Origin of the sequence: Ectobacillus soli (assembly GCF_042610425.1) — a bacterium.
Classification (GTDB): Bacteria; Bacillota; Bacilli; order Bacillales; family Bacillaceae_G; genus Ectobacillus.
Window position 1 is genome coordinate 285,959 of sequence record NZ_JBGJZM010000002.1, and the last position, 23,176, is coordinate 309,134.

General features: G+C 33.3%; 21 protein-coding genes and 2 pseudogenes. 3 read left to right on the top strand and 20 right to left on the bottom strand.

All coding sequences use genetic code 11. The features are described 5' to 3' along the window. Nucleotides 1-25 precede the first annotated feature (25 nt). Together ACAN53_RS13220 and ACAN53_RS13225 are read left to right on the top strand one after the other, a co-directional pair. Nucleotides 26-343, top strand: coding sequence for a hypothetical protein (locus ACAN53_RS13220; protein ID WP_379970585.1), 318 nt, complete (start codon nt 26-28; stop codon nt 341-343). Nucleotides 344-564: 221 nt separating this feature from the next. Next, nucleotides 565-741, top strand: a complete 177-nt coding sequence (locus ACAN53_RS13225; protein ID WP_379970586.1) for an anti-repressor SinI family protein — start codon at nt 565-567, stop codon at nt 739-741. A 122-nt stretch (nt 742-863) separates the two neighbouring features. Here the strand turns inward: ACAN53_RS13225 and ACAN53_RS13230 are convergent. Further along, nucleotides 864-1,079 (bottom strand): annotated as a pseudogene (locus ACAN53_RS13230) (hypothetical protein); the annotation flags it as partial. Between the two features lie 309 nt (nt 1,080-1,388). Between ACAN53_RS13230 and ACAN53_RS13235 the strand changes: the two are divergent. Continuing rightward, on the top strand, nt 1,389-1,583 hold the full coding sequence (locus ACAN53_RS13235) for a LytR family transcriptional regulator (protein WP_379970587.1): 195 nt from the start codon (nt 1,389-1,391) through the stop codon (nt 1,581-1,583). A 1,082-nt stretch (nt 1,584-2,665) separates the two neighbouring features. Here the strand turns inward: ACAN53_RS13235 and ACAN53_RS13240 are convergent. From ACAN53_RS13240 to ACAN53_RS13330, 19 genes and pseudogenes are all read right to left on the bottom strand, one after another. Next, on the bottom strand, nt 2,666-3,841 hold the full coding sequence (locus ACAN53_RS13240) for an acyltransferase family protein (RefSeq protein WP_379970588.1): 1,176 nt from the start codon (nt 3,839-3,841) through the stop codon (nt 2,666-2,668). A gap of 362 nt (nt 3,842-4,203) precedes the next feature. After that, nucleotides 4,204-5,118 (bottom strand): polyisoprenyl-teichoic acid--peptidoglycan teichoic acid transferase TagU, encoded by a 915-nt coding sequence (gene tagU, locus ACAN53_RS13245; RefSeq protein ID WP_379970589.1) that lies wholly within the window; start codon nt 5,116-5,118, stop codon nt 4,204-4,206. A gap of 348 nt (nt 5,119-5,466) precedes the next feature. Then, nucleotides 5,467-5,791, bottom strand: a pseudogene (locus ACAN53_RS13250) (sugar transferase); the annotation flags it as partial. 162 nt (nt 5,792-5,953) lie between these two features. Continuing rightward, complete coding sequence (locus ACAN53_RS13255; protein ID WP_379970863.1) at nt 5,954-6,133, bottom strand: polysaccharide biosynthesis protein; 180 nt, start codon at nt 6,131-6,133, stop codon at nt 5,954-5,956. Nucleotides 6,134-6,266: 133 nt separating this feature from the next. After that, a complete protein-coding gene (locus ACAN53_RS13260; RefSeq protein WP_379970590.1) occupies nt 6,267-6,965 on the bottom strand; it encodes an acylneuraminate cytidylyltransferase family protein in 699 nt (232 codons plus the stop codon). Nucleotides 6,966-6,975: 10 nt separating this feature from the next. Continuing rightward, nucleotides 6,976-8,139 carry a UDP-N-acetylglucosamine 2-epimerase gene (gene neuC / locus ACAN53_RS13265; RefSeq protein WP_379970591.1) on the bottom strand — a complete coding sequence of 388 codons (1,164 nt, stop codon included), beginning with the start codon at nt 8,137-8,139 and terminating at the stop codon, nt 6,976-6,978. Then, nucleotides 8,136-9,131, bottom strand: a complete 996-nt coding sequence (neuB, locus tag ACAN53_RS13270) for an N-acetylneuraminate synthase (RefSeq protein ID WP_379970592.1) — start codon at nt 9,129-9,131, stop codon at nt 8,136-8,138. The genes neuC and neuB overlap by 4 nt, the downstream gene beginning before the upstream one ends. Next, nucleotides 9,131-9,772: an acetyltransferase gene (locus ACAN53_RS13275; RefSeq protein WP_379970593.1), complete on the bottom strand. Its 642-nt coding sequence runs from the start codon at nt 9,770-9,772 to the stop codon at nt 9,131-9,133. Before ACAN53_RS13275 ends, neuB begins: the two co-directional genes overlap by 1 nt. Continuing rightward, nucleotides 9,765-10,811, bottom strand: coding sequence for a sugar phosphate nucleotidyltransferase (locus tag ACAN53_RS13280; protein WP_379970594.1), 1,047 nt, complete (start codon nt 10,809-10,811; stop codon nt 9,765-9,767). Before ACAN53_RS13280 ends, ACAN53_RS13275 begins: the two co-directional genes overlap by 8 nt. A 28-nt stretch (nt 10,812-10,839) precedes the next feature. After that, the gene (locus ACAN53_RS13285) at nt 10,840-12,003 is read right to left on the bottom strand and encodes a LegC family aminotransferase (protein ID WP_379970595.1); all 1,164 of its coding nucleotides are present in this window, start codon (nt 12,001-12,003) and stop codon (nt 10,840-10,842) included. A gap of 477 nt (nt 12,004-12,480) precedes the next feature. After that, a complete protein-coding gene (locus ACAN53_RS13290) occupies nt 12,481-13,485 on the bottom strand; it encodes an NAD-dependent 4,6-dehydratase LegB (protein ID WP_379970596.1) in 1,005 nt (334 codons plus the stop codon). Between the two features lie 495 nt (nt 13,486-13,980). Continuing rightward, on the bottom strand, nt 13,981-15,513 hold the full coding sequence (locus tag ACAN53_RS13295) for an oligosaccharide flippase family protein (protein ID WP_379970597.1): 1,533 nt from the start codon (nt 15,511-15,513) through the stop codon (nt 13,981-13,983). 32 nt (nt 15,514-15,545) lie between these two features. Beyond that, nucleotides 15,546-16,910 carry a surface carbohydrate biosynthesis protein gene (locus ACAN53_RS13300; RefSeq protein ID WP_379970598.1) on the bottom strand — a complete coding sequence of 455 codons (1,365 nt, stop codon included), beginning with the start codon at nt 16,908-16,910 and terminating at the stop codon, nt 15,546-15,548. Then, nucleotides 16,911-18,173 (bottom strand): O-antigen ligase family protein, encoded by a 1,263-nt coding sequence (locus ACAN53_RS13305; protein ID WP_379970600.1) that lies wholly within the window; start codon nt 18,171-18,173, stop codon nt 16,911-16,913. Between the two features lie 2 nt (nt 18,174-18,175). Then, a complete protein-coding gene (locus tag ACAN53_RS13310) occupies nt 18,176-18,955 on the bottom strand; it encodes a glycosyltransferase family A protein (RefSeq protein ID WP_379970601.1) in 780 nt (259 codons plus the stop codon). Nucleotides 18,956-19,066: 111 nt separating this feature from the next. Continuing rightward, entirely contained in the window at nt 19,067-20,011 is a 945-nt protein-coding gene (locus ACAN53_RS13315; RefSeq protein ID WP_379970602.1) for a glycosyltransferase family 2 protein, read from the bottom strand. Nucleotides 20,012-20,115: 104 nt separating this feature from the next. Beyond that, the gene (locus ACAN53_RS13320; RefSeq protein WP_379970603.1) at nt 20,116-20,751 is read right to left on the bottom strand and encodes a sugar transferase; all 636 of its coding nucleotides are present in this window, start codon (nt 20,749-20,751) and stop codon (nt 20,116-20,118) included. Nucleotides 20,752-20,765: 14 nt separating this feature from the next. Further along, entirely contained in the window at nt 20,766-21,302 is a 537-nt protein-coding gene (locus tag ACAN53_RS13325) for a PglD-related sugar-binding protein (RefSeq protein ID WP_379970604.1), read from the bottom strand. A gap of 36 nt (nt 21,303-21,338) precedes the next feature. Continuing rightward, nucleotides 21,339-23,147: a polysaccharide biosynthesis protein gene (locus tag ACAN53_RS13330; RefSeq protein WP_379970605.1), complete on the bottom strand. Its 1,809-nt coding sequence runs from the start codon at nt 23,145-23,147 to the stop codon at nt 21,339-21,341. Nucleotides 23,148-23,176 lie beyond the last annotated feature (29 nt).

The window sequence follows — 23,176 nt, forward strand, 5'->3', positions numbered from 1 at the left end:
TAAACACGAAAGGGGATTGAATGAAATGAATAAAAAAGTGCTTCCATTTCAAAAGCCAGATGATTGGGCTGTCAGAGTCTTAGAAAGGGCAGATTTCTTCTTTGCTAATGAAAATGAAGACATAGGAATTGTCATACGCTCCTATGAAGAAAATGACAATATGATTGCCTCGCTCCACTTGATCGAACAAACTGCAAGAGTTACCTATCGGCTGAGCGTGCATATCGATACCCTCATTTTCCCGGACAAAAAGCAGCGCCAACATTTTATTGACACCTTTGCAGAGTTAAGCATTGTAGATTACTATTCGAAGTGGGCATTCGGAGAAATGCCCAAGTTGTAAAGGATAAGAACAGGCAGGCCGCCTATATTTTAGGATGCCTGCCACTCATTTTATTACACTGGCAGACAGAAAAAAATCTGCCAGTGTATGTATTCACATATATGTAAACTAAACATACACTTCTAACTCTAATTTGTTCAGGTTTTATTCAGTTTAATAGTTTAATATACATACATTAAAATATTCTATATTTATACTTTTGCGGATTGGAGTGAGCTCTGTTGAAACAACCGAAAGAATTACTCATAAATTATGCTGAAACCAAAGTTGATGAAGAGTGGTTACACTTAATCCTCGAAGCTAAACAATTGGGCTTAACAATCGATGAAATCCGAACATTTTTCCGAAAAAATACAAATAAAAACAAGCAGAACCTCCTTTCAAAAAATAACCTCTAAGATTAGAAGGTCCTCACGATTCCATTATCGTAGCGTTCGATATATAAAAAAGAGGAGAGACTTCATCTGTTTCTGCTATTAATAACATTGTCCTCCATATCCTATTTATTACGTAGATATCGCTAAATAATCCAGCAACCTTTTCGATTCTCTCCTGTTTGATCAGATACAATATAGTACCAAACACTATTCATCATATTTCTTTCACCATTTATTCTTTTATAATCCGCTGGAACATTGAGCAAGTTTTCCACCATCTTCACACTCATATCCATCCCACCAACAGTATACACATGGTTAATCTGATCTGTCGTTCCCTCGCCAACTATTTCCATATAGGTATCACGGGTATGATAAGAAGCTTCATCGAATGCATACTAGGACTTAATGTCATCAGCATAAACAACTTCAACGACCAAAATCCCCTTGGCACTGATCATACCCAGCAATTAAAATGGAAATTGGTTTCTTCTGTACTAGATTTACGAGATAATTACGCTTAGCCGGCTTGCTTCTATTTCTAAAGTATTACCAGAAGTGCGTAAGACCCATTTATTAATTGCCACAAACAAACATAAAACAATAATTAAAGAATCTATTCGATCATATGTCATATATAGTATAATTTATCTAAAGGAGTGAATAATATGAAATCATTCGACAATCTTCCAAAAACAATTAAAAAAACAGTTCGATATATTACACAAGATGTTCAATCCTTTGAAAAATTAGAACACATAGAAAAAATGTTAATTCAATCTATTGCGAACAAAAAATATAAGCTACAAAATAGTACGAATGAAATAGATGAAAATAAGAACTCGAACGTTGTGCCGAAATAATTTAAATTGATGATCATCAAATACCCGCTTGTTAAGATACGGTCATTTATTATTTATATGCTAGTCTATCATTTAAAATTTAGTATGTAGATTTTAAATACTGCTATAACTCGCTTATTTCTTTTACATTTATAAAATATAATATTCTGATTTATTAAGATTGAAAGAAAACAAGAAAATGACAAAAACTATGAAAATAAGAAAGTCCCCACTATAAAACAACAAATTTCCTTACAGAAAATCGTGAAAAAGAACGACCTTTGTTGAATTTTATGTAAATTTAGTTATTATGTCACAATTGTGTCGAAGTTCATTTTAAGGAAGGGGATTGAATGAAATAAATAAAAACGTGTTCCGTTTAAAAAGCCCGATGATTGGGATGTGGGAGTCTTAGAAAAGGCAGATTACTTCTTTGCTAACGATACGACAACAAAGATATAGGAATTTTCATACACTCCTACGAAGAAAATGGCAATATGATTGCCTCGCTCCACTTGGTCGAACGAACTCAAGGGTTACCTATCGGCTGAGCGAACATATCGATACCCTCATTTTCCAAGACAAAGCGCAGCCAAGATTTTATTGACACCTTTGGAGAGTTAGGCATTGTGGATTACTATTCGAAGCGGGCATTCGGAGAACAGCCCAAGTTGTAGAGGATGAGAAAAGGCAGGCCACCTATACTTCAGGATACCTGCCTCTCATTTTATTGCACTGGCAGACGGAAAGAAAATCTGCCAGTGTATTTATTCATATATATGTAAACTAAACATACAATTCCAACTCTAATTTGTTCGATTTTTATTCAGTTTAATAGTTTAAAATACGTATATTATATTATTTTTTATATTTATACTTTGATAGAATGAAGTGGGTTCTGCTGAAACAACCAAGAGAATTACTCATAAATTATGATGAAACTAAAGTTGATGAAGATTGGTTACACTTAATCCTCGAAGCGAAACAATTGGGTTTAACGATCGATGAATCTTTTACCCCTATCAAGTATTGCGCGGTAGTTAATTAAAAAATGGAAAAATACGACAACTATCTTGACAAATAGTGACTCTGTTTTATTGTTATTATATAACTAAATCTTTTACGCTTACTTGGCTTCCCTTTTTTGATAATTTTGATACTATTCTTCTTGCTAATTGATTCGATGGAGTTTCTATATACTTATAAGATAAGTATGAAACAATTAATGAAACACAAAAAGCAATTATTAATATCATCCAAGTCGAAATTGTATTATAAAGAATATATAAAAATGATAACAATACCACAAAATGATACAAATACAAACTATACGAAATTTTTCCGAAAAACACCAAAATAGGTTTAGAAAGAAAAGATGACACATTTTTTGAACTTAAAGCAATTACTATGAATAAACTTGCCCCAATCATGATTGAACCCTCATTAAAAATAGTATTATGAAGAATCTTTAAGTTTGGAAATAACCACGTATACGTGTATAACAATACAGCAACTAATATTAAGGCTATTTTAAAACTTATATTTAATCGTTTGATATAGAATTCTTTAATGATATCTCTATATTTCGCCAGCATTATCCCGATTATAAACGCTGGAATGTACATTACAGTTATATCAAATCCGAACAAATAAATGTGTGTTACTTTGTTTATTAAAGCTCCTATAATTAACAATACACCGCATATTACAAAATTTGTTTTCCAATTTAGCTTTAAAATTAATGGTACAAGGAACGGTAAAATAAAATAAACACGTACCTCATGAGATAATGACCATAAAACGGGATTTAATCCATATTCAAAATCAGGTTGAAAGATTAAAGTAACATGTTGGAATATCATTTTAAAACTGATTGGATCACTCCATTTTAAGTTAATCCAATCAGATAAGCCCTTAAAGCCAAGGTTGTCATAAAAATATTTTTTAGCAATTACAGCAATTAATACCATAACAATAATTGGAGTATAAATTCTAAATATCCTCTTTATCATAAATGGTATAAACTTTTGTTGCTTACGATGTAAAAATGGTAATGTTAATACAAAACCACTTAAAATAAAAAATAGCAACACAGCCTCATGACCAGCATAAACTATATGCAAAGGGGTAAACTTTAACCACTCAATTATATTTTTAAATCCTAGATATTGTGTAGTTAATAGAATAGAATATACACCTGTGAAGTGTCCCATGACGACAGTCAATGATGCTAATCCCCTTAAAGAATCTAACTCAACTAACCGGTTTTTATTCTGCATATGTTCCTCCCCTACTCTCAATGATACTTTAATTCTATGGAGTTAGTATAGTTCCGTATTTAGGGCAGCTAAAAAATGTAGAACCCGGCAATTAAAAGAATCCAAAAAACTGAATATTATTTAACACCCAATAAAGCAGTATCTGTACACGATTTTGGTATGCCTTTAACGGCCAAACAATCCATTTTTTAATTACACAACAAGCTATCGAATGATTCGGTTTAATGTACCATTTCTCTTTCAATCTATAACCCTATGGAGTACTTAAAAATAACAACACATACATGTCTTGTTTTCTTTACTCAATTAGTTATCCAATAATTTTCCATCATGAAAGACAGATTACGGTAGCCTGCCCCTTCCTATTGAGCCGGTAATGATAAATGATTCCGCAACTTTTTCGAAAGATCTGCCTTTGTTTGATCGCTTACGACATAATACCAAATGCCGTTCATTATCTTGCCTTCACCGTTTAATTGAATCTGTTCCACATTATTTCGACTATTTTTATAGTTTTCTTGTATTTTGAACAGATCATCTTGTGTTAAATTCGTTTTCACATTTCGTTGTATAGCAGTGAGAATTGTCCCATAGTTTGCAAGTGAAGAAACGCTTGCTCCTTTTTTGATGACTGCCTGTAGAACACTCTGCTGTCTCATTTGACGACCGAAATCACCGTTCGGATCCTCATGTCTCATTCGAGTATAGGCCAAAGCCTGCTTGCCATCCAAATGTACATTACCTTTAGCAAAATGTGTACCATCAGCAGTAAAATCTAAATCATTATTCACATCTACACCACCAACGGCATCCACAAATGCCTGAAACCCTTCCATATTCACTGCAATATAATAATCCACAGGAACATTGAGGAAGTTTTCAACCGTGTTCACACTCATATTCATCCCACCAAATGCAAAGGCGTGGTTAATCTTATCCTTCGTTCCTTTTCCAATGATATCTGTATATGTATCACGAGGAATACTAACTATTTTCATAGATTGTGCTGTTGGATTTAACGTCATCAGCATAAGCGAATCGGATCGTCCTGTATCTTCAGGACGTTGATCATAACCTGCTAGTAAGATAGAAATAGGTTTCTTTTGTGCTACACTTACTTCATCTGTTCGCTTTGGGGACTGACTCCGATCTAACTGTTGATTCACTTCATGCAACGCTTTTTGTACGTTCGAATATATGTTGTACGCATACACCCCAATTCCAATTGCAACAATACCCATAACTCCTACTACCCACAAAATGATTTTTTTCTTCATATTGGTAACCTTTCTACTTCATTAGCTGTGTTTGAATGTTGCTAAAAGAGCGCTAGCTTTAATTATTGTATGGTTAGTACTCGGCAGTCCAATACATGTTGTTATATCTTTTCACTAAAATAGCGTGAGAACCAAATTAATACCGACAGATACACAAGCTTTTTTGTTCGGCAATACTCTGCCAATTCCGCCTGATTAATGGTGTACACTCACATCATAATTAGTAACTTATCTTCATTACCCCAGTGTTCAGAACCTTTTCCATCTACTGGCGTCGAACCACCATTTACTCAAGCTTCTATTCTCCACTTGTATAACATTGTTTCTATAATTCCCATCTCTTCGCTATTGATTCCAAAGCGGTGAACGAGGACCGACTATACTCATTTCCCCTTTCAGAATATTTATAATTTGAGGAAATTTATCAAGGCTAGTTTTTCGTAAAAATTTTCCCACTCTTGTAATATAACTTTCTGGACTCTGAAGAAGATGAGTTGGAGTACCACTTGGTGTATCAATTTTCATCGTTCTAAATTTAAGAATATAAAATCCAACTTTATTTCTTCCAATTCTTCGTTGTTTAAATAACACTGGACCTTTAAAATCTACCTTTATACTTAAAGCTAACAATAAAAAAGAGCGATAATAATAGTAAGCCAAGTAACGAAAGGATGAATTTAAATTATGAATAATATACATGCAAGTAGAATAGATTAAAATAACGAATATCCATTCGTAGTACTTTGGTAAGATTAATTCAAGTCATAATCCAGTATATTTTATACCAATGCCATCAATAAAGTAATTAAAGAGTGTAATCAAATTTTTCGCTAAATCAATTAATTTTAGCCGATTCTCTAACAGCTAAGGCGAAGATTTCTACACCTTTTTCCAAGGTCCCGATTTTTGGCACCAGTTTTGCAACCTCAGACATTATTATGAAATAACTTGTAATACCTGTGTGGATTATGATTAATTGTACGTCATTGTGAATTGGTTTCTTACATAGTAGAATGGCTTCACAATCATCTCTACGTTACGTTACATCTATTATATTAGTATAATTGACCACTTTATCCGTTGGAATTATAATACAAAAAGGTATCTTACTAATTATTTAATTTTGATAAAGGTGAAGTCTCAACCGGCTAATACTCACCCTCTACAATTTTATCCATAATAGAGGCTAAGGCAAAGTCAAGAGCATTATCTATATCAATAGAAGTTTCTCTGCTCATCACGTATGCATAACATTCACATTCATATATATCTTTTGTAGATTGGAAATAATCTGTCTTCACAACATATATTGCTCCATTAATTCTGTAGTATGGTTCAAGTTTCTGCCTTTGCTGATTAGCCTTCTCATTCTTGAAAAAACCTACGAGTGTTTGATCCTCAGGCAGAATTCCACACCATAAAGGTGAATGTTCTGCTTCTGTTACCCCTACAATAGCATTGGCACGTTTGACTTGCAGCAATTCATAAGCTTTGATTATATTCTCAGCCTTTCTACGAGGTGAGGTAGGCTGAAGCAATGCAAAACTATCAAATTGTTTCCCTTTTTCCTCATATATGTTTAAAACCTCAGTTACAACATCCCAAGAAGAAGCTGTATCTGATGATAGATCTTTACTTCTCAAGAATGGTACACTTGCCCCATATTCTCTAGCAATCTCTGCATAATTTTCTGAATCCGTAGACACAAATATTTCATCAAACAATTTGGATTCTTTAGCAGCTTCAATTGTATAAGCAATTAGAGGTTTCCCGTTAAGTAGTTTGATATTTTTATCCTTCAAACCTTTTGAGCCACTTCTTGCTGGAATTATTGCAATATTCTTCACTAAGCTCACCTCACTTAATATCATAAAATTTCTTTTTAAGATTGATTTTATCACCAAGTAAACACTCTTTTATCTTCCCTACTATTTTCCCTGACGTATTACCATCACCATATGGATTTAAGGTATTTCTTGCTTTATTTTTAAACTCGTCTGTAAGCGCTAATGATATTGATTCTTCAATTTCACCAAATACTGGCTGACAATTGATGATACTATCCGCTTGTAATCTTCCTTTTTGGCGATCACCAATATTAATGGTAGGGACTCCAAAACTTGGTGCTTCAACTAAACCACTTGATGAATTTCCCATAACCATTGCACTGTGTTTAACAGCACTCAGGTATCGAACCATTCCAAGCGATGCAAACACAATTGCGTTATCATGCTCTTTTACATAGGTATCAAGCATCTGATTTATAACACGTCCATGAGCATCAGCATTAGCTTTGCTAAATAAGAACTTCATTTCTTGATGTTTACTACATACATCTAGCAACTCTTTAAACTGTTCTGCCGAATTATTGTCTTCAAGTGTTACCGGATGAAAGGTTATCATAGCGTAGGGGATGTCTAATTTAAAACCAATAGATCTCTCTAGTTCAGCTTTAGTCAACAGTTTCTCTTGCATAATATTTTCGATGCCTATTGCTCCTACACAAAAAACCCTATCCGGCTGTTCTCCTAATTGAATAACCCTTTTTCGATATTCTTCTGTACTAGTAAAATGTAAATAGCTTAATTTAGTGATAGCATGTCGGATACTTTCATCAACAGCACCTTCTGTAGTTTCTCCACCATAAAGATGTGCAATCGGTATTCTTTGATTGATTGCTACACAACACACGGCTACTGTTTCATAACGATCACCAAGAACTACCAACATATCCGGCTGTTTACGGGAAAAATAATCTGCAAATCCAATCATTGCAAGCCCCATTGATTTTGAAATTGCCGTAGGAGTATCACCACTCAATAGAATTTCAATCTTTTCATCAATGGGAATGCCGTCCCTTTCTATTTCCATATAAGTTAGCCCAAACTCCGGTGATAAATGTGCCCCTGTTACTACAACATGCACATCAAACTCCGGTACTTTCATTAACTTTATAATAACAGGTTTTAGAAGTCCATATTCTGCTCGTGTTGCGGTTAATATACAAATTTTAGTTTTCATATTTCAATCAACTCATCTTCTTCGAAATCCCTCACAGCAGTTTGACCCAGCACTTCAAACCATCGCATCGGGCTAATCCCATTACCAGGTCTTTTAACTGTCAAATTATCTTCTGTCAATACTTCACCGCATCTAATATTCTTAGCAGCTACAATACTCTTCCTTGCAATTTCCATATTTTTGATTTCAGACTGTGAAGGCTGTTTCACACCATCACCTAGAGCTACTTCAACATTGCGTATTGCTGTAACCATGGCCTTTAATTCTTGTGGCTCTAAACTAGCCCTATGGTCGGGACCCTCCATATTTCTGTCTAATGTGAAATGCTTTTCAATTACTGTTGCCCCTTTTGCTACAGCTGCTACAGATATCTCTATACCTTTTGTATGGTCAGAATATCCAACTGGAACATTAAACTTCTCTCTTAATGTCTGCATTGCATTCAAGTTTACATCTGAATAAGGAGCTGGATACTCAGTTGTACAGTGAAGAAGAGTTACTTCCCCACATCCATTATCTTGTAATACACTCATTGCTGCTTGTATCTCATCCATTGTACTCATACCAGTTGACATTATAATCGGTTTATGTGTTTTGGCTATCTTAATGAGGTAAGGAAGATTAGTGATTTCACCAGAGGGTACTTTCCAAATTGCCATATCAAGGTTCTTTAAAAAATCAATACTATCAAAATCAAAAGGTGTCGATAAGAACTCAATCCTACATACCTTACAATATTCTTTCAATTCAATAAAATCATTAAATGACAACTCTAGTTTACGAAGCATTGCTAATTGGCTCTCGTCTACACTTGTCTGCTGTTTTTGATAATCCGCTTTACATGCATTTTTTGATACAATATTTTTTGACACAAAAGTTTGAAATTTAATGCAATCTGCTCCCGCCTCTTTTGCCTTTTCAATCAATTTTTTTGCAAATTCAAGGTCGCCATTATGATTGACACCCGCTTCTGCAATTATATATACACCCATTATGCTTTTACCTCCTTGCAAGGGATACCATATGCAACTACATTATCAGCAATATTTTTTAGAACTACACTTCCTATACCTATGAGCGTATTAGATCCGATTGTCACCTGTTGTTTGATTGCACTCCTTGCACCAACATGCGTATAATTTCCAATATGTACTTCTCCGCATAAGACCGAACCCGGTGCAATATGCGCAAAGTTACCTATAACACACTCATGTTCTATAGTGCATGAAGTATTAATAATCGCACCTTTACCAATAGTCGACCCTACATTAATTACGGCATTTTTTCCAACAAATACGCCATTGGCCAAATCTACTCGTTCACTTATAATTGCTGTTGTATCAATAATATTAGGTATTTCAAATCCAATACGTTCAATTTCCTCAAATAGCTTTATGCGCATTCTTGGATTACCTATACTCCCAAGTGTTACAAATGCATGAGTAAATCCCTGCTGATGAAGCTTTTTCATATCATCATCGCAGCCAATAACTGATACACCAAATATTGAGTTCCCTGTATTTTCTTTTTTATCAATTATACCTATCTCTGCGTAAAGATTTTCTTTCAAAATGCTATCTAATACCGATTTACAGTGTCCACCTCCGCCGATCAGAAGTAACTTTCTATTCATCACAACTCAACTTCTTTATCATTTCTTCCATTTCATCAACCTGACCCATGTCCATCCATGAGTTTTCACTGATTGGATATACACCAACCTTTTCTCCGGCTTTCTTATATCTTTCAATAATATCCGGAAAGCCTACATCCTTATTGTCTTCCAATTCCTCAATTACCTTTGGTTCTACTATGTAGACACCTGTATTTGTAAAGAAGGACAGCTCTGGTTTTTCTTTCATACTTTCTATATCACCGTAATCATCTATCTCAATTACACCGTATGGTATCTTTATATTCTTAATAGAGCAAATCATGGTAATTAAATTATTCTTTTTCTTGTGATACTTATACATCTTTTCATAGTCTTCTTCTATGAGAATATCACAATTGGAAAGTATGAAAGTAGTGTGAATTTCCCCTTTCAGAAGACTCAGTCCTCCTCCAGTTCCAAGAGGCTTGTCCTCATCTATATAAGTGACCGCATATTCCTTTTCAATCTCATTAAAATAAGCCTTTATCATGTTTTTCTTATGATTTACTATCAAGAAAAAGTCCTTGCAGCCGTAGCTATGAAACCTATTGATGATATGCTCTGCAATCGGAATATCTCCTATCGGTATTAATGGCTTGGGAAGTATCTTTGTATATGGAAAGAGCCTAGTACCAAGTCCTCCTGCCATGATAACAACAGGAATTTTTAATTCTTTCTTAGTCTCTATATCTTCTTCATTTAGCATTTTAATTGATAGTATTTTTTTATTTTCATCTACTATAGGTAGAGCTTCTACTAACTGCTGTTTCATATACTCTCTAGCCATGGCCTTATCCTTCTCATATACAAATTTAGGATTATAATTTGCAATATTCTTGACTTTGGCATCAAGGTTACCTTTCTTCAGTATCCATCTTCTGATATCCCCATCTGTTATTGCTGCTACAAGTTGACCTTCGTCCTCAACAAACAACACTTTTTTTGATGTTTTATCCAGGACTTCCATTGCTTCTATCATAGTACTTTCTTCATCAATTAAAATATCTTTGATGTTCATGAAAACAACCTCCTGTCAGTAGTTATTCCTATCGAGGACTCTTCAAGAACTCGACAACAAGCAAAACATCTTCTTTGGTCAAGTTGGTGCTGCATGGAATGTTCACAATACGCTCTAGATAGTACTTTGCTTTTTCAATCTTATAGGACTGACAGCCTAAATATGGTTTTTGCTCGCTGATCAGGCCCCAGATTGGTCTTGACTGAATGCTTTTTGATGACAGATATTTTATTATCTCATCTCTGTTCAACAAATACTCATCACTACATATTAAAGCATAAAACCAGTAGTTAGTTCTTATATCATCTTTGAAATCCAATATTGATAAGCCCGGTATTCCCTGTATATTTTCTTTATAAAGGTTGTAATTCTCTTCTTTTACCTTAATGAAATCTTCAAGTTGCTCTAACTGCGCCAAGCCCAAAGCAGCTTGAAGATTTGTCATGCGATAGTTATATCCAATCTCATCATGGGTATAGTACAGCTCATCACTCTTAGCTTGGGTTGTTAGATGCTTAGCTCCTTTTAATAAATCCTCATCATTCGAAACAATCATACCTCCACCACCGGTTGTAATGATTTTATTACCATTGAAGGAATAAACTCCTACCTTACCGATTGTCCCTGCGAACTTACCTTTATACTTTCCTTCCGTATAGTAAGTGCCGATTGCTTCTGTTGCATCTTCTACTACTTTCAGATTATACTGTTCTGCAACTAACATGATTTTTTCCATGTCAGCCATATTACCAAATACATGGACTACTAATACTACTTTGATGTGCTTCTTCGTCTTATTATTAATTAGCCTTCCGTCAATGAAGTTACACTCAGTTTGGCAGAACTCCAACAACTTGTCCGCATCCAAGGTAAGTGAATCATCGCAGTCCATAAATACCGGCTCAGCTCCTATATATTTGACCGGGTTAACCGCAGCTATAAAAGTCAATGTTGGGACGATAACCTCATCTTCTTTTGTTACTCCACACAGCATTAATGCAGTATGTAAACCTGCTGTACCATTCTGACAGGATACAGCTCCTTTTGCCTTAACGTATTCAGCTACTTTTGTTTCAAAATCATTTACATACGGACCACCTGTCGATACCCATTCAGTTTCTACCGCATGTGTCACGTACTCTAACTCTTTGCCCTTTAAATTAGGCACTGAAAGAGGAATAAATTTACTCATAGTTCCACCCCTAATAAGTTATAAAATCATAAAGTTTTAACTATTAAACCATAAATTTGAGTTAAGTTTTCCTTTTTACGGCACATCTTTGCATTGTAACATCAAATTTAGTGACTCTCTTGATACTAATAAACTTTAGAAACAAGCTCATTTTTATTAATATTGCCAATAAATATTACTATGTTGTCCGTTATCTTAGTGTCCCCAATAAGAGTAACATTAGAAACCAATATCACAATTAACAAAAACTACACTAGGTATATCTGTGAATATTATTTTAAGTTCCCCGCTTGTAAATAGAAGACTATCAATCGATAGCCTCCCTATCACTTCTATCAATAAATAAAAAAGTTGTGTGACCCTGATAGCACATATCCAACTTCTTTCTCATCAAAGGTTAGATAATATATGCTAACAAGGCCTTATTACCCATACATTCATATTATTGTCCATGCCATTTTCATATAATTGTTCAATTTATATATTATACACATCCGTCTTGTATTGTGCTAAATTAGCAGGATTAGAAAACCAATCGGCTGTTTCTTTCATGCCACGTTTAAATCCTTCCACACCTCCGAACGATGGTTGCCATCCAAGTAATTGTTTCGCTTTTTGATTATCAGCCCATAGTCTTTCCACTTCACTTTTTCCAGGGCGAAGGCGGATTTCATCTGTTTCAATTTCGACTTTTTTACCCATTACTTCAGCAATGACCTCAGCCGTTTCACCAATTGAAATTTCGTAATTGCTACCGATATTAATCACTTCACCGATTGCTTTTTCACTATTCATGATTGAAATAAAGCCTCTCACTGTATCTTGTACATAGTTAAAGTCTCTTGTAGGACTTAATGCACCAAGCTTAATTTTTTCTTTTCCAGAAGCAAGTTGCGTAATAATTGTCGGAATTACCGCACGTGCTGATTGTCGTGGGCCATATGTATTAAACGGACGAATAATAGCAACTGGCGTTTCAAATGACCGGTAAAAGGATAACGCCAGTTGATCAGCGCCAATTTTTGAGGCAGAATATGGCGACTGCCCTTGCAATGGATGGCTTTCATTAATTGGTACATACAGTGCTGTCCCATATACTTCACTTGTTGAGGTATGAACAACTTTTGAAACGCCCAATTCACGTGCCGCTTGCAACACATTAAGCGTACCTTTTATGTTTGTGTCAACATAAGTATCAGGCGAATGATATGAATATGGAATCGCGATGAGTGACGCCAAATGCAAAACTGTATCGCATCCTTTCATTGCTTCCCGTACTCCATGTGGATCTCGGATATCACCAGAAAATACATCTAAACCCTTTTTAATATCAGAAGGCGAAGAATCTAGCCAGCCCCATGAATTAAAAGAGTTATAATAAACGAATGCTCGAACATCATACCCTTGACGTATCAATGATTCAGTTAAATGCGAACCAATAAATCCATCTGCACCTGTTACTAGAATTTTACTATTTTTCATCATGTACCTCCATTTTATATTTGGCATTTAACGCATGCAATGGCAACATATTTATTAGTTTTATACAATAAATATGCTATTTAAAATGCTGCTTGATATGGAGCCTATACGGCTGTAGTTCACCTTAGAGACAACTGCTACAGCTTTTATACAGCGAACAAAACTACTACAACCGCCTCTCCATATCAAGATGTTGTAGACACCGAAATCTATTTTTGATTACTAAAGTATAGTTTGAGATACGCTTCTAAAAATCTTCATTATAATAATACCAAATTTAATTGAAGTTGAATAAAGAAATCATATGCTCTCACTTTTTCCAAACACATATTTTGATATTAAAACCGTAATATTCCATAACATGGTTAATGAACTTAAAGTGGATCTCTCTATATAACTCGTCACGTTGATGTTATGTACTTTCCACATAACAAGTAATAGATAATTTTGTATGTTTTTTTCACTTCAAAAACAGACTGTAGTGTGGTTCCTAGTTTAGGTGTGAAGTTTGAACACTTTATTTTTTATAGTTTTTTTAATGTCCTTGTTGATAAAAAAAGTAAAAATAATTAAAGTCACTAATACTAATGTTAATAACGAGCTAAATATAAGCTGCATCCATGAACTTGGATTAATTAAAAACCTTAAGCATAACCCAATTATGGTTGTCAGAATAGATACTCCTACACCAATTGCTATTTCAGGATAGAATGTGCTTATTTTCACCCCTACTTCTTTCGCACTATAAATAGGGTAAAAAAGTATTCCACGTATTGTCGATGTTATCAACTGACCGATTATAATAGAATAAATGCCCCAATCAGTCAGGTAGAATAGCATAAAGATTAATAATACATTAATACCACCAAATAGAAGCGTAACTAGTGCAGGCACCTTTATTCTATTAATAGTAATATTAAACTGATTAAGTACCTCTGCCGATAGAATTAACGGTAAATATATAATCACTAAAACCAACATAAATTCATATTGTCCAAACCCTTTTCCCAGCCATAACACCATAAACACTTTACCATATGCAAGAACCCCGCCTACTACAACACCTAATGGAATACTTAAAAATAGTATTGCCTTCTTTACATAGGAGATTAACGAATCCATTTTGTTTTCAGCAAATTTCTTATACATTTCTGGTATAAAACTTGGAACAATTGCATTTACTAATACAATTATAAGCGTTTGTAATTGTAAAACAGCTGCATATACCCCACTAATGCCTGGGCCAATAAAAATATTTGCAAAATAAGTATTAAGTGTCCCTAACAGTACAGAACCTGCTTTACTAATAGAAATCCAGATACCGGATTGAATGACCGTCAATGCATATGATAAATTAAATTTAGAAATACTAATTGATATACCTGGCATCATTTTCTTGTATGTCATCAAGTAGTAAATAGTAGCCATTATGGTTACTATAAGTATTGCCAAATTGGGTATCCAGAGGATTGGCTTAAAACAATAAAAAACAACTATACATAATACATATCTAAAACCATAGTTTAAAATATTAAACAAATAAGTAATACTAAGTTTATTCTGAAAATAAACCCCCCCTAAAAAAGGCGTAGAAATCAGCGTAACCAAGAATGAAATACATGCTAAAAAAAATAAAATCTTGACGTCACCAACGAAATTATCAGAAATATTTATGACTTTTTCTAAATTAAACAAAACAATCGTAAAAATAAATAATAAGAAAAAACTTAAAACTACTAAACTAAACAATATAGAATTAAAATATTTGTTAGCTTCATTAGTTCTTTGCCTTTGTAGTTCAATTGTTAAATACCTACTACTCATTGAAGTAATAGCCAAGGTAATTACTGTAGCTATATTTATCAAGTTTAATATTAAATTAGTGTAACCATAGGCTTCTACACCTAATTGATGTATGATAAAAGGTGTAAACCATAATGTCATAAAAATTGAAAACGCAAAATTAATAAGGCTTATTGAAATATTTTTACTAAAATTAGGGCTCACAGCTTTTTTAATTCCTTTCACTTACCCTATAAAAAATTAGGATTTTCAAATTATTATGTGTTTTCTTGATGACTACTTTGGATATTTCGCACAATTTTTTTTAACAGATCATTCTTTCTATTTATTTCTTGATTAATTTCAGTCCAATTACCAACTCTCTTTTCTATCACAGCCAAATATCTTTTTTTCCAAGGAGAAATCCTACTAAGTTTAATATGAAAAATTGAGTATAACTTGCTATACATTTTTTCTATATAGGATTTCCAAGCCTCTGAATGAAATACAAGAAATCTTAATCTTTGTATGTAGTATTTTTTAGATACTTTTTTTACTTCGCTGCCCAAACTTGCTTCGATAATATTTGCAATTTCAATATAGGCTAAATGTTTTTCATCATTAGAATAATACTCTTCTATCAAATTTTTATTTATAGGAAAGGCCAATTTAGAGAAAACTGTGTTGTTTTGGATTAATCTCTCTCTAAACTCCGTATAATCAGATATAACTTTTGCATCTGTAAACACAACCGAATCCATGTCTAATGGTATTTTAAACGGACGGAGGATATAACAATGTTTTTTAGCATAAAAACATTCGATAATGGATGTGCTAAACCATGTCAAAACTATATCAGATACATGAATCCATTGTTTAACACTATACTTGTTTACACAAATAAATCTTTTGGGATATGTTTGTTCTAAGTGAGATAATGTTTCATCTTCTATTTCGTTTGGATGAAGTCTATATAAAAAGCATATATTTTCATCTTCTAACAATATTTCTTCAATCCATTTTAATGTGATTTCCCTAGATTTTACAGAAACATCAACAAAATCTTGGATCATTTCTTTTTCACCTTCAAAAGAGTTCATTAATTTCTCAGCAACAACTCCCTTATCTTCAGCCATAGTAAAACTTGAAATATATAAAATCCATTTTTTCCTAACATCTAAATTCATAGATTTTGCTATTTCATTTTTTTGTAAATAAAATTCTGAAAATGAGTTACTTAAAAAATCAAGATGTATGGCACCAGTTACTTTTAAATTATTTTCTGATAAGCCATTGGACAATAACCTTTGATAAGAATTGTTACCCCAACAAAGAGTAATTGCATTTTTAGCTTCACCTTTCGGATTATGATACCCTATTTTTTCCCAATTTTTAGAAAGAACCTGTTCATATTGCAAATTTATTATAGGATTGTTTTTACTATTAAGCATATAACGAAAAAAATTATAATTTTCTGAGTTATAACAATTTGGTACAATTAGCACACCCTTTTGAGATCGGTTTTTAAGACATGTTGCCTTGTGAATAATCTCCACTTCATATCCACGTCGTTTTAATTCCGCAGACAAAAGCAAAGCATTATCGAACTCCCTATTCTCCAGTTCATAAATAATCTGTATCATTTAAAGCTCCTTTCGACTAAGGATCTGTTCCCTACCATTTTTTTTCAGTGAATTATAGTAAAGCTTTGGTAAGATTAATACAAAGATGCTTATCAGAAAACTCAGTCCACTTGATGTTAATAAAACATTTTCTTCTGTTAATGCCGAAATTAAGTAACAAATCATAATTCCTATAAAATAAGCTCCCATAACATGATCTACTTTTAAAATTTTAAGATTTATTCGCACCGTATAGACTATTAATAACAAGTAAAAAATAGACAATGCTATTCCGCCTGTTACCAAGGTACTTATATAACCATTGTGAAAACTCTTGTGCAGAGTCATATTATCCATATATGTACTCCCTACTCCATAACCAGTTCCAAAAAAAATATTATTCTCCGTATAAAAGTTTAACGCTGAAAGCCAAACTTCATCTCTCCCAGCAGTTCCACTCTCCACTCTAAATAATACGTTATATAAAAAGTTACTAACAGAATCTATAGATAGTCCTATATATACAATACAAGACAAAGTAATTATAATAACTAGTTTTGATATAATATTTTTTGATATTATCAAATAGTATGAAAGTAAAAAAACGCATGTTGATATTATTGCTGTTCTAGAGAGGGTAAGTAATAAATTCATAAGTAATAATACTAAAACAAAATCAATATATTTTTTTTGTTCAAAACCACGAACATAGACACCCCCAATAATTGCATACGATAGATAAATTCCAAATGTATTTCTATTATCAAAAAACGAAGCCATGTTATATTCGTACCCAGTTGTAATACTAAAAAAATTTGTAATGTTGTGTATATTCATAATAATATTAACTACACATGCTATTATCATAAAAACTATAAAGTATTTAATAAATTTACATAAATCATGTTTATTTACACCTTTATCATGTAAAATTGAATAAAATATAATAATGTATAAAGGTAAAATTATTATATTAATATTATCATTAATATATTTATTGTATTCTATAAACTTCAATGAATAACAAAAACTAATAATTTGTATTAAAAATAATATTAATGCTAACATTATCGGCTTAAGACTTATTTTGAACCTCATATATCTAATTAAAAAATACCCTAAAAATATTAATAATATGGCACCTTTATAAAGTGTATTTATACTTGTAGGTATATGCAAAATCTGTGGAATAAAAATAGCGATATAATATGCAAAAAAGATAATTAACAAATTGCCTTTATTTTGTTCCTCTTTGTTTTCAAATAAATTAGTGTCTTTCTTCACCTTTATCTCACCAACCTTATACCCTTAAACATTAATCTGCATGCCTCTATTATAGTTTTATCTTTTTTGTACATCTTACTATGTCTGACTGCATCTTGTATACATAATAAGTAGGCCCATTTTTTAGATAAACAACTAAAAAAAACACCTTTATCAATAAAATACTTATCTGTGTATCCTTTAAACCATGTAGAATCCATTTGATCAACATAACCAATAATTTGAGGGCTTGTATATAATTTCAATCCTTTGCGAATACATTCTGCTATAAATATACTATCTTCACCACTGCTATATTTTGCACCACCTCCAAATAATAAGGAGAAAAATACGTTTGCTTGTTTCAGTCTTTCTGTTCTCACTGCAATACGTACTGCTCCGTACCTCAAGCAATCATACCATCTTACTCGACTGTGATCTGATATTAAAAACAATGGTCTTTCAGGATTAGTACTTGGTACATTAAACAAGATGATATCAGCTTTAGGGTTATCTATAAATGCTTGAAGTATTATCTCTTTATAACCTTCCTCGTACCTAACATCGTCATCTGCAAATAGACAAATATCTGCTGTAGACCTCATTAAAGCACTGTTTCTACTTAATCCAACGCCTCGTTCAGCAAATGATAAAAATTTAATGTTGCACCCTTTAAATTTAAACTCCTCAAATTCATTCTTGTCGCATTGGTTGACAATAATAGCATCTGATTGTATATTCATTTTTCCAAGTAAATTATGATCTTTTTGATGCATTGTTGAAACCAATACTTGTAGGTTCATATGCCTCGTACTCCTCTTCAACATTTGAAATATTGTCAATTTCTTGTGCCATGCTTCATAAGCATATTCGCTAACATCTTCATTTCAAAGTCTCTTTTAACTTATGAGATTTCAAAGATCCAAGTATCCGTTTTTGATGTTTTCATGTTTAGTAGACATAATTCTTTTAATAAATCCAATTGGTTCAATTACTGTATCCAATGGTGAGGCTACCGCAGCTAAAAAACTATGTTTAAATAATAGTAAAAAATCTTTGGATCTGAGTCCCGTCACAGCTAATACTGCATGGTGCCTAAATCTAACAAACATTTTTTCTCTTAATGTTAATTTATAAAAAAACTTTTTCTTGAATTCATATAAATTATTTTCCCCTGTTATTTTATTATCACCTGTAGATAGACCACCCTTGTTATTGTGGATATAGGCAACAACTTCACTACTTGGTAAATATCCTATTTTGGCACTACTTTTAATGGTTTTAACCATCAAATAAAATTCATCACCAATATCTATAGAGTCAAATCCACCAATTCCTTTAAGAAAATCGTTTTTATACATAAATGTATCCGTACCTGTTATATGATACATTAAGTGATATTTAAGTAGAGTATTTGTATCGTAATGTTTTAAATTATCTCGTCTTCTGACATCTACTATCTTTTCATAATCGTTTTTTAAAACTAAGTCTGTAAAAGACATATCTAAAGAATTTTTTTCCATAAAAGTCAACTGTTTAATAATTTTGTCTGGTTCATAAATATCGTCATCATCTAAAAAAGTTATATACTCCCCAGTTGCATTAAAAATCCCAATATTTCGAGTTTTGGCAGAACCTAAGTTTGAGGAATTTCTTAAATATACTATATTAGTATATATGGTTTGCATTTTTGTAATCATTACTTCAACTTGATAGCCGAATTCAGAAGATGGATCATTATCATCTACCACAATAATCTCTATATTTGAATATGATTGATTTATTACCGATTGAACAGCTTTTTCCAATGTCCTATCTCGCCTATAAGTAGGGATTATTACACTTACCTTTATGTCCATAATTTCCTCCTTAATCTGCTGTAGATTATTATTTACTTTTCTTTTTATATCTCTTCAATTTGTCATTTAAACCATCAAGCTCATCCATTAAGAGTTAAAACTAATTAATTTGATACCGAATCCTTTGAATTATCACCTTTATTAACTCTCGATACTCCTGTACCACCTTCAACAACCCCGTCGCTTTTCAGTACACTCTTAATCGTTCCAAAGAAGCACCTTGCATCAAATATCAAGCTCATTCTTTGAACATACTCCCCATCTAGTTTCGCTTTCACTTCAATCGGAAGCTCATCCCTACCATTAATCTGTGCCCAACCAGTAAGTCCAGGTAGAATATCATTAGCACCATACTTATCTCGTTCTGCGATTAAATCATATTGATTCCAAAGCGCCGGACGCGGACCGATGATACTCATTTCTCCTTTAATAATATTAAAGATTTGCGGAAATTCATCTAGACTTGTTTTTCTAAGAAACTTTCCTACCTTTGTAATCCACTGGTCTGGATTTTCAAGAAGATGAGTCGGTGTATCCTTAGGCGTATCAATACGCATCGTACGAAATTTTAAAATATAAAAATGCTGTTTGTGGAGTCCAACACGCTTTTGTCGAAATAGAATCGGGCCCTTCGAATCTATCCTTATTGCAATAATAATAAGAAGAAAGAATGGAGATAAGACCATGAACCCAACTAATGCAATAATGAAATCAAGGATTCTTTTAACCTTTAGATACATAGCTCACACTCACTTTATTTGATAGTTTCTACATTGTTTCTTATCTTTTGATTACTTATAATCGTTCCTGCTTCAACCTTTGTGCCTTTCGGAACCACGCAGTACGATTTCACAATCGCACCGCAATCAATGTGGCAGCCGCTTTCTACCACAGCGTCGTGATCGACAATTGATCCGATGCTGCATATGCAACCTTTCTGAATAAAAACATTTGTATGAATGGTTGCATGTGGCATAACCACTGTCCCAAGTTCAATAGATGCCGATGGACTTACATATGCAAGTGGATGAACTAGCATTGGCACGGTATATCCAATCTCTTCAAGCATTTTTACCCATTTTATTCGAAGTTGAGCATTTCCAAATGCCGGAATGGAAAAACGGTATGATTCTTTCCACTGGGCAACATTGGTGCATGCTCCAATCACCAGTTCTGAGTTTATCTGATCATCAAGAAATCGAATACTTTCAAAAATTTTCATCGCTTCTGCAATTTCTTTCACTGCTCTGCCATGTCCACCTGCACCTATAATTAATAAATTCGTATTCATTGTTTATATCCTCATGATTTTATAAAATAGTAATCATTATTTTTCAATAAATACCTTATTATTCGCAAACTCAAGTAAGATATCTCGAATCGTTTCCCCATTCATTTGTTTAAATTCTTCAAGGAAATTTATAATTTCTTGATAATCCCTTAATACAGCCTTTCCAACATAAATCTTCGGAAAGATTTGTTCTTTCTCAATTTCATTATCATTTAATAATTCCTCATACATTTTCTCACCTGGTCTAAGACCAGTAAACTCAATCCCAATTTCATCAACGGAATAGCCAGAGAGTGTAATCAAATTTTTAGCTAAATCGACAATTTTCACAGGTTCTCCCATGTCTAGAACGAAGATTTCTCCACCCTTTGCTAACGCTCCTGCCTGCATAACGAGTCTGGAAGCCTCCGGTATTGTCATGAAATAGCGAGTAATATCTGGATGAGTGATCGTTAATGGACCACCCTTTTTAATTTGTTTCTTGAATAACGGAATCACACTTCCGCGACTTCCTAATACATTACCAAATCGAACCGCTACGAAACCAGTTTGACTGACCGCATCCATATGCTGCACAATCATTTCTGCCATTCGTTTTGTTGCACCCATGACATTCGTAGGGTTCACGGCTTTATCTGTGGAAATCATAACAAAGGTATTCACATTAAACGTATCTGCGGCTTCTGCCACATTCTTTGTTCCCATCACATTATTTTTCACGGCTTCTTCCGGACTTCTCTCCATTAACGGTACATGCTTATGCGCAGCAGCATGATAGACAATATAAGGACGATGCTTGTTCATAATAGAGAACACTTTATCTCGATCTTGCACATCTGCTATTTCCGTTATAATTTCAATCGAATTCTTATAGCGCTCTCGTAATTCCATTTCAATTCCATAAATACTATTTTCTCCGTGACCGAGTAAGACTATCTTATTGGGATTATATTTCAACACCTGACGACAAATCTCAGATCCAATGGAACCACCTGCACCTGTAACTAAAATGGTATGATCTTGAATCGAACTGGCAATTTTCGCATCATCCAGTTTCACCGGTTCTCTTCCGAGTAAATCCTCCACCTGCACATCCCGAAATTCGTTCACAGAAACCTTACCTTCTAAAATACTCTCTAACATGGGTACAATCTGCGTTCTCGCTTCCGTCTTGGAACACGCTTCGAAAATGTGATTAATTTGTTTACGATTTAATGACGGAATTGCTATGATAATCTGATCGATGTCATATTGATCTACTACTTTCTCAATATCTTTCGTCGTCCCTACAACCGGAATATTAAAAATTTCTAGCTTTTGCTTTCGCACGTCATCATCAACAAAGGCAACGGGGTACAGTTCTGAAACTTGATGATGAAGAAGTTGTCTTGCCACCATTGTTCCTGCTGATCCAGCTCCAATGATTAACACATTCTTTTTATCCTTACCTTTTGAAATATATGTATCACGAAACATTCTCCATGCAAATCTTGATCCACCTATTAAGAGCATGTGAATCATCCATGTAATAGCTAAAATTCGTACATACACATCTCCGGAAATAATTTCTTGTACAATTGCCGTTATGATAATGGCAAAACTAACGGACTTAAATATATTCAGAAGTTCCCGAATACTCGCGTATTCCCAAGCCTTTTTATACAGTTTATAGTAATAAGCTAAAATATGATGGCTACATAGTAAGGTAATCGAACTAATAACTAATCTCTTGGGGATGTTTTCTAAAGATGTTGGATGAATGAACCAATAGCTTAAATAGACTGAAGTAAGAACGATAATTGAGTCTAGTAGGATTAAAAAGGATAACCGTTTTTGATAGCTCAATAGTATGTCTCCTTTCTTTATATTTACTA

What these genes read in the sequence shown, in the direction of transcription:
- tagU (WP_379970589.1), bottom strand. Translation starts at nt 5,118, where the DNA reads ATGAAGAAAAAAATCATTTTGTGGGTAGTAGGAGTTATGGGTATTGTT.
- ACAN53_RS13325 (WP_379970604.1), bottom strand. Translation starts at nt 21,302, where the DNA reads ATGAATACGAATTTATTAATTATAGGTGCAGGTGGACATGGCAGAGCA.
- ACAN53_RS13220 (WP_379970585.1), top strand. Translation starts at nt 26, where the DNA reads ATGAATAAAAAAGTGCTTCCATTTCAAAAGCCAGATGATTGGGCTGTC.
- ACAN53_RS13235 (WP_379970587.1), top strand. Translation starts at nt 1,389, where the DNA reads ATGAAATCATTCGACAATCTTCCAAAAACAATTAAAAAAACAGTTCGA.
- neuC (WP_379970591.1), bottom strand. Translation starts at nt 8,139, where the DNA reads ATGAAAACTAAAATTTGTATATTAACCGCAACACGAGCAGAATATGGA.
- ACAN53_RS13290 (WP_379970596.1), bottom strand. Translation starts at nt 13,485, where the DNA reads ATGAAAAATAGTAAAATTCTAGTAACAGGTGCAGATGGATTTATTGGT.
- neuB (WP_379970592.1), bottom strand. Translation starts at nt 9,131, where the DNA reads ATGGGTGTATATATAATTGCAGAAGCGGGTGTCAATCATAATGGCGAC.
- ACAN53_RS13240 (WP_379970588.1), bottom strand. Translation starts at nt 3,841, where the DNA reads ATGCAGAATAAAAACCGGTTAGTTGAGTTAGATTCTTTAAGGGGATTA.
- ACAN53_RS13310 (WP_379970601.1), bottom strand. Translation starts at nt 18,955, where the DNA reads ATGAACCTACAAGTATTGGTTTCAACAATGCATCAAAAAGATCATAAT.
- ACAN53_RS13275 (WP_379970593.1), bottom strand. Translation starts at nt 9,772, where the DNA reads ATGAATAGAAAGTTACTTCTGATCGGCGGAGGTGGACACTGTAAATCG.
- ACAN53_RS13315 (WP_379970602.1), bottom strand. Translation starts at nt 20,011, where the DNA reads ATGGACATAAAGGTAAGTGTAATAATCCCTACTTATAGGCGAGATAGG.
- ACAN53_RS13280 (WP_379970594.1), bottom strand. Translation starts at nt 10,811, where the DNA reads ATGAACATCAAAGATATTTTAATTGATGAAGAAAGTACTATGATAGAA.
- ACAN53_RS13320 (WP_379970603.1), bottom strand. Translation starts at nt 20,751, where the DNA reads ATGTATCTAAAGGTTAAAAGAATCCTTGATTTCATTATTGCATTAGTT.
- ACAN53_RS13300 (WP_379970598.1), bottom strand. Translation starts at nt 16,910, where the DNA reads ATGATACAGATTATTTATGAACTGGAGAATAGGGAGTTCGATAATGCT.
- ACAN53_RS13285 (WP_379970595.1), bottom strand. Translation starts at nt 12,003, where the DNA reads ATGAGTAAATTTATTCCTCTTTCAGTGCCTAATTTAAAGGGCAAAGAG.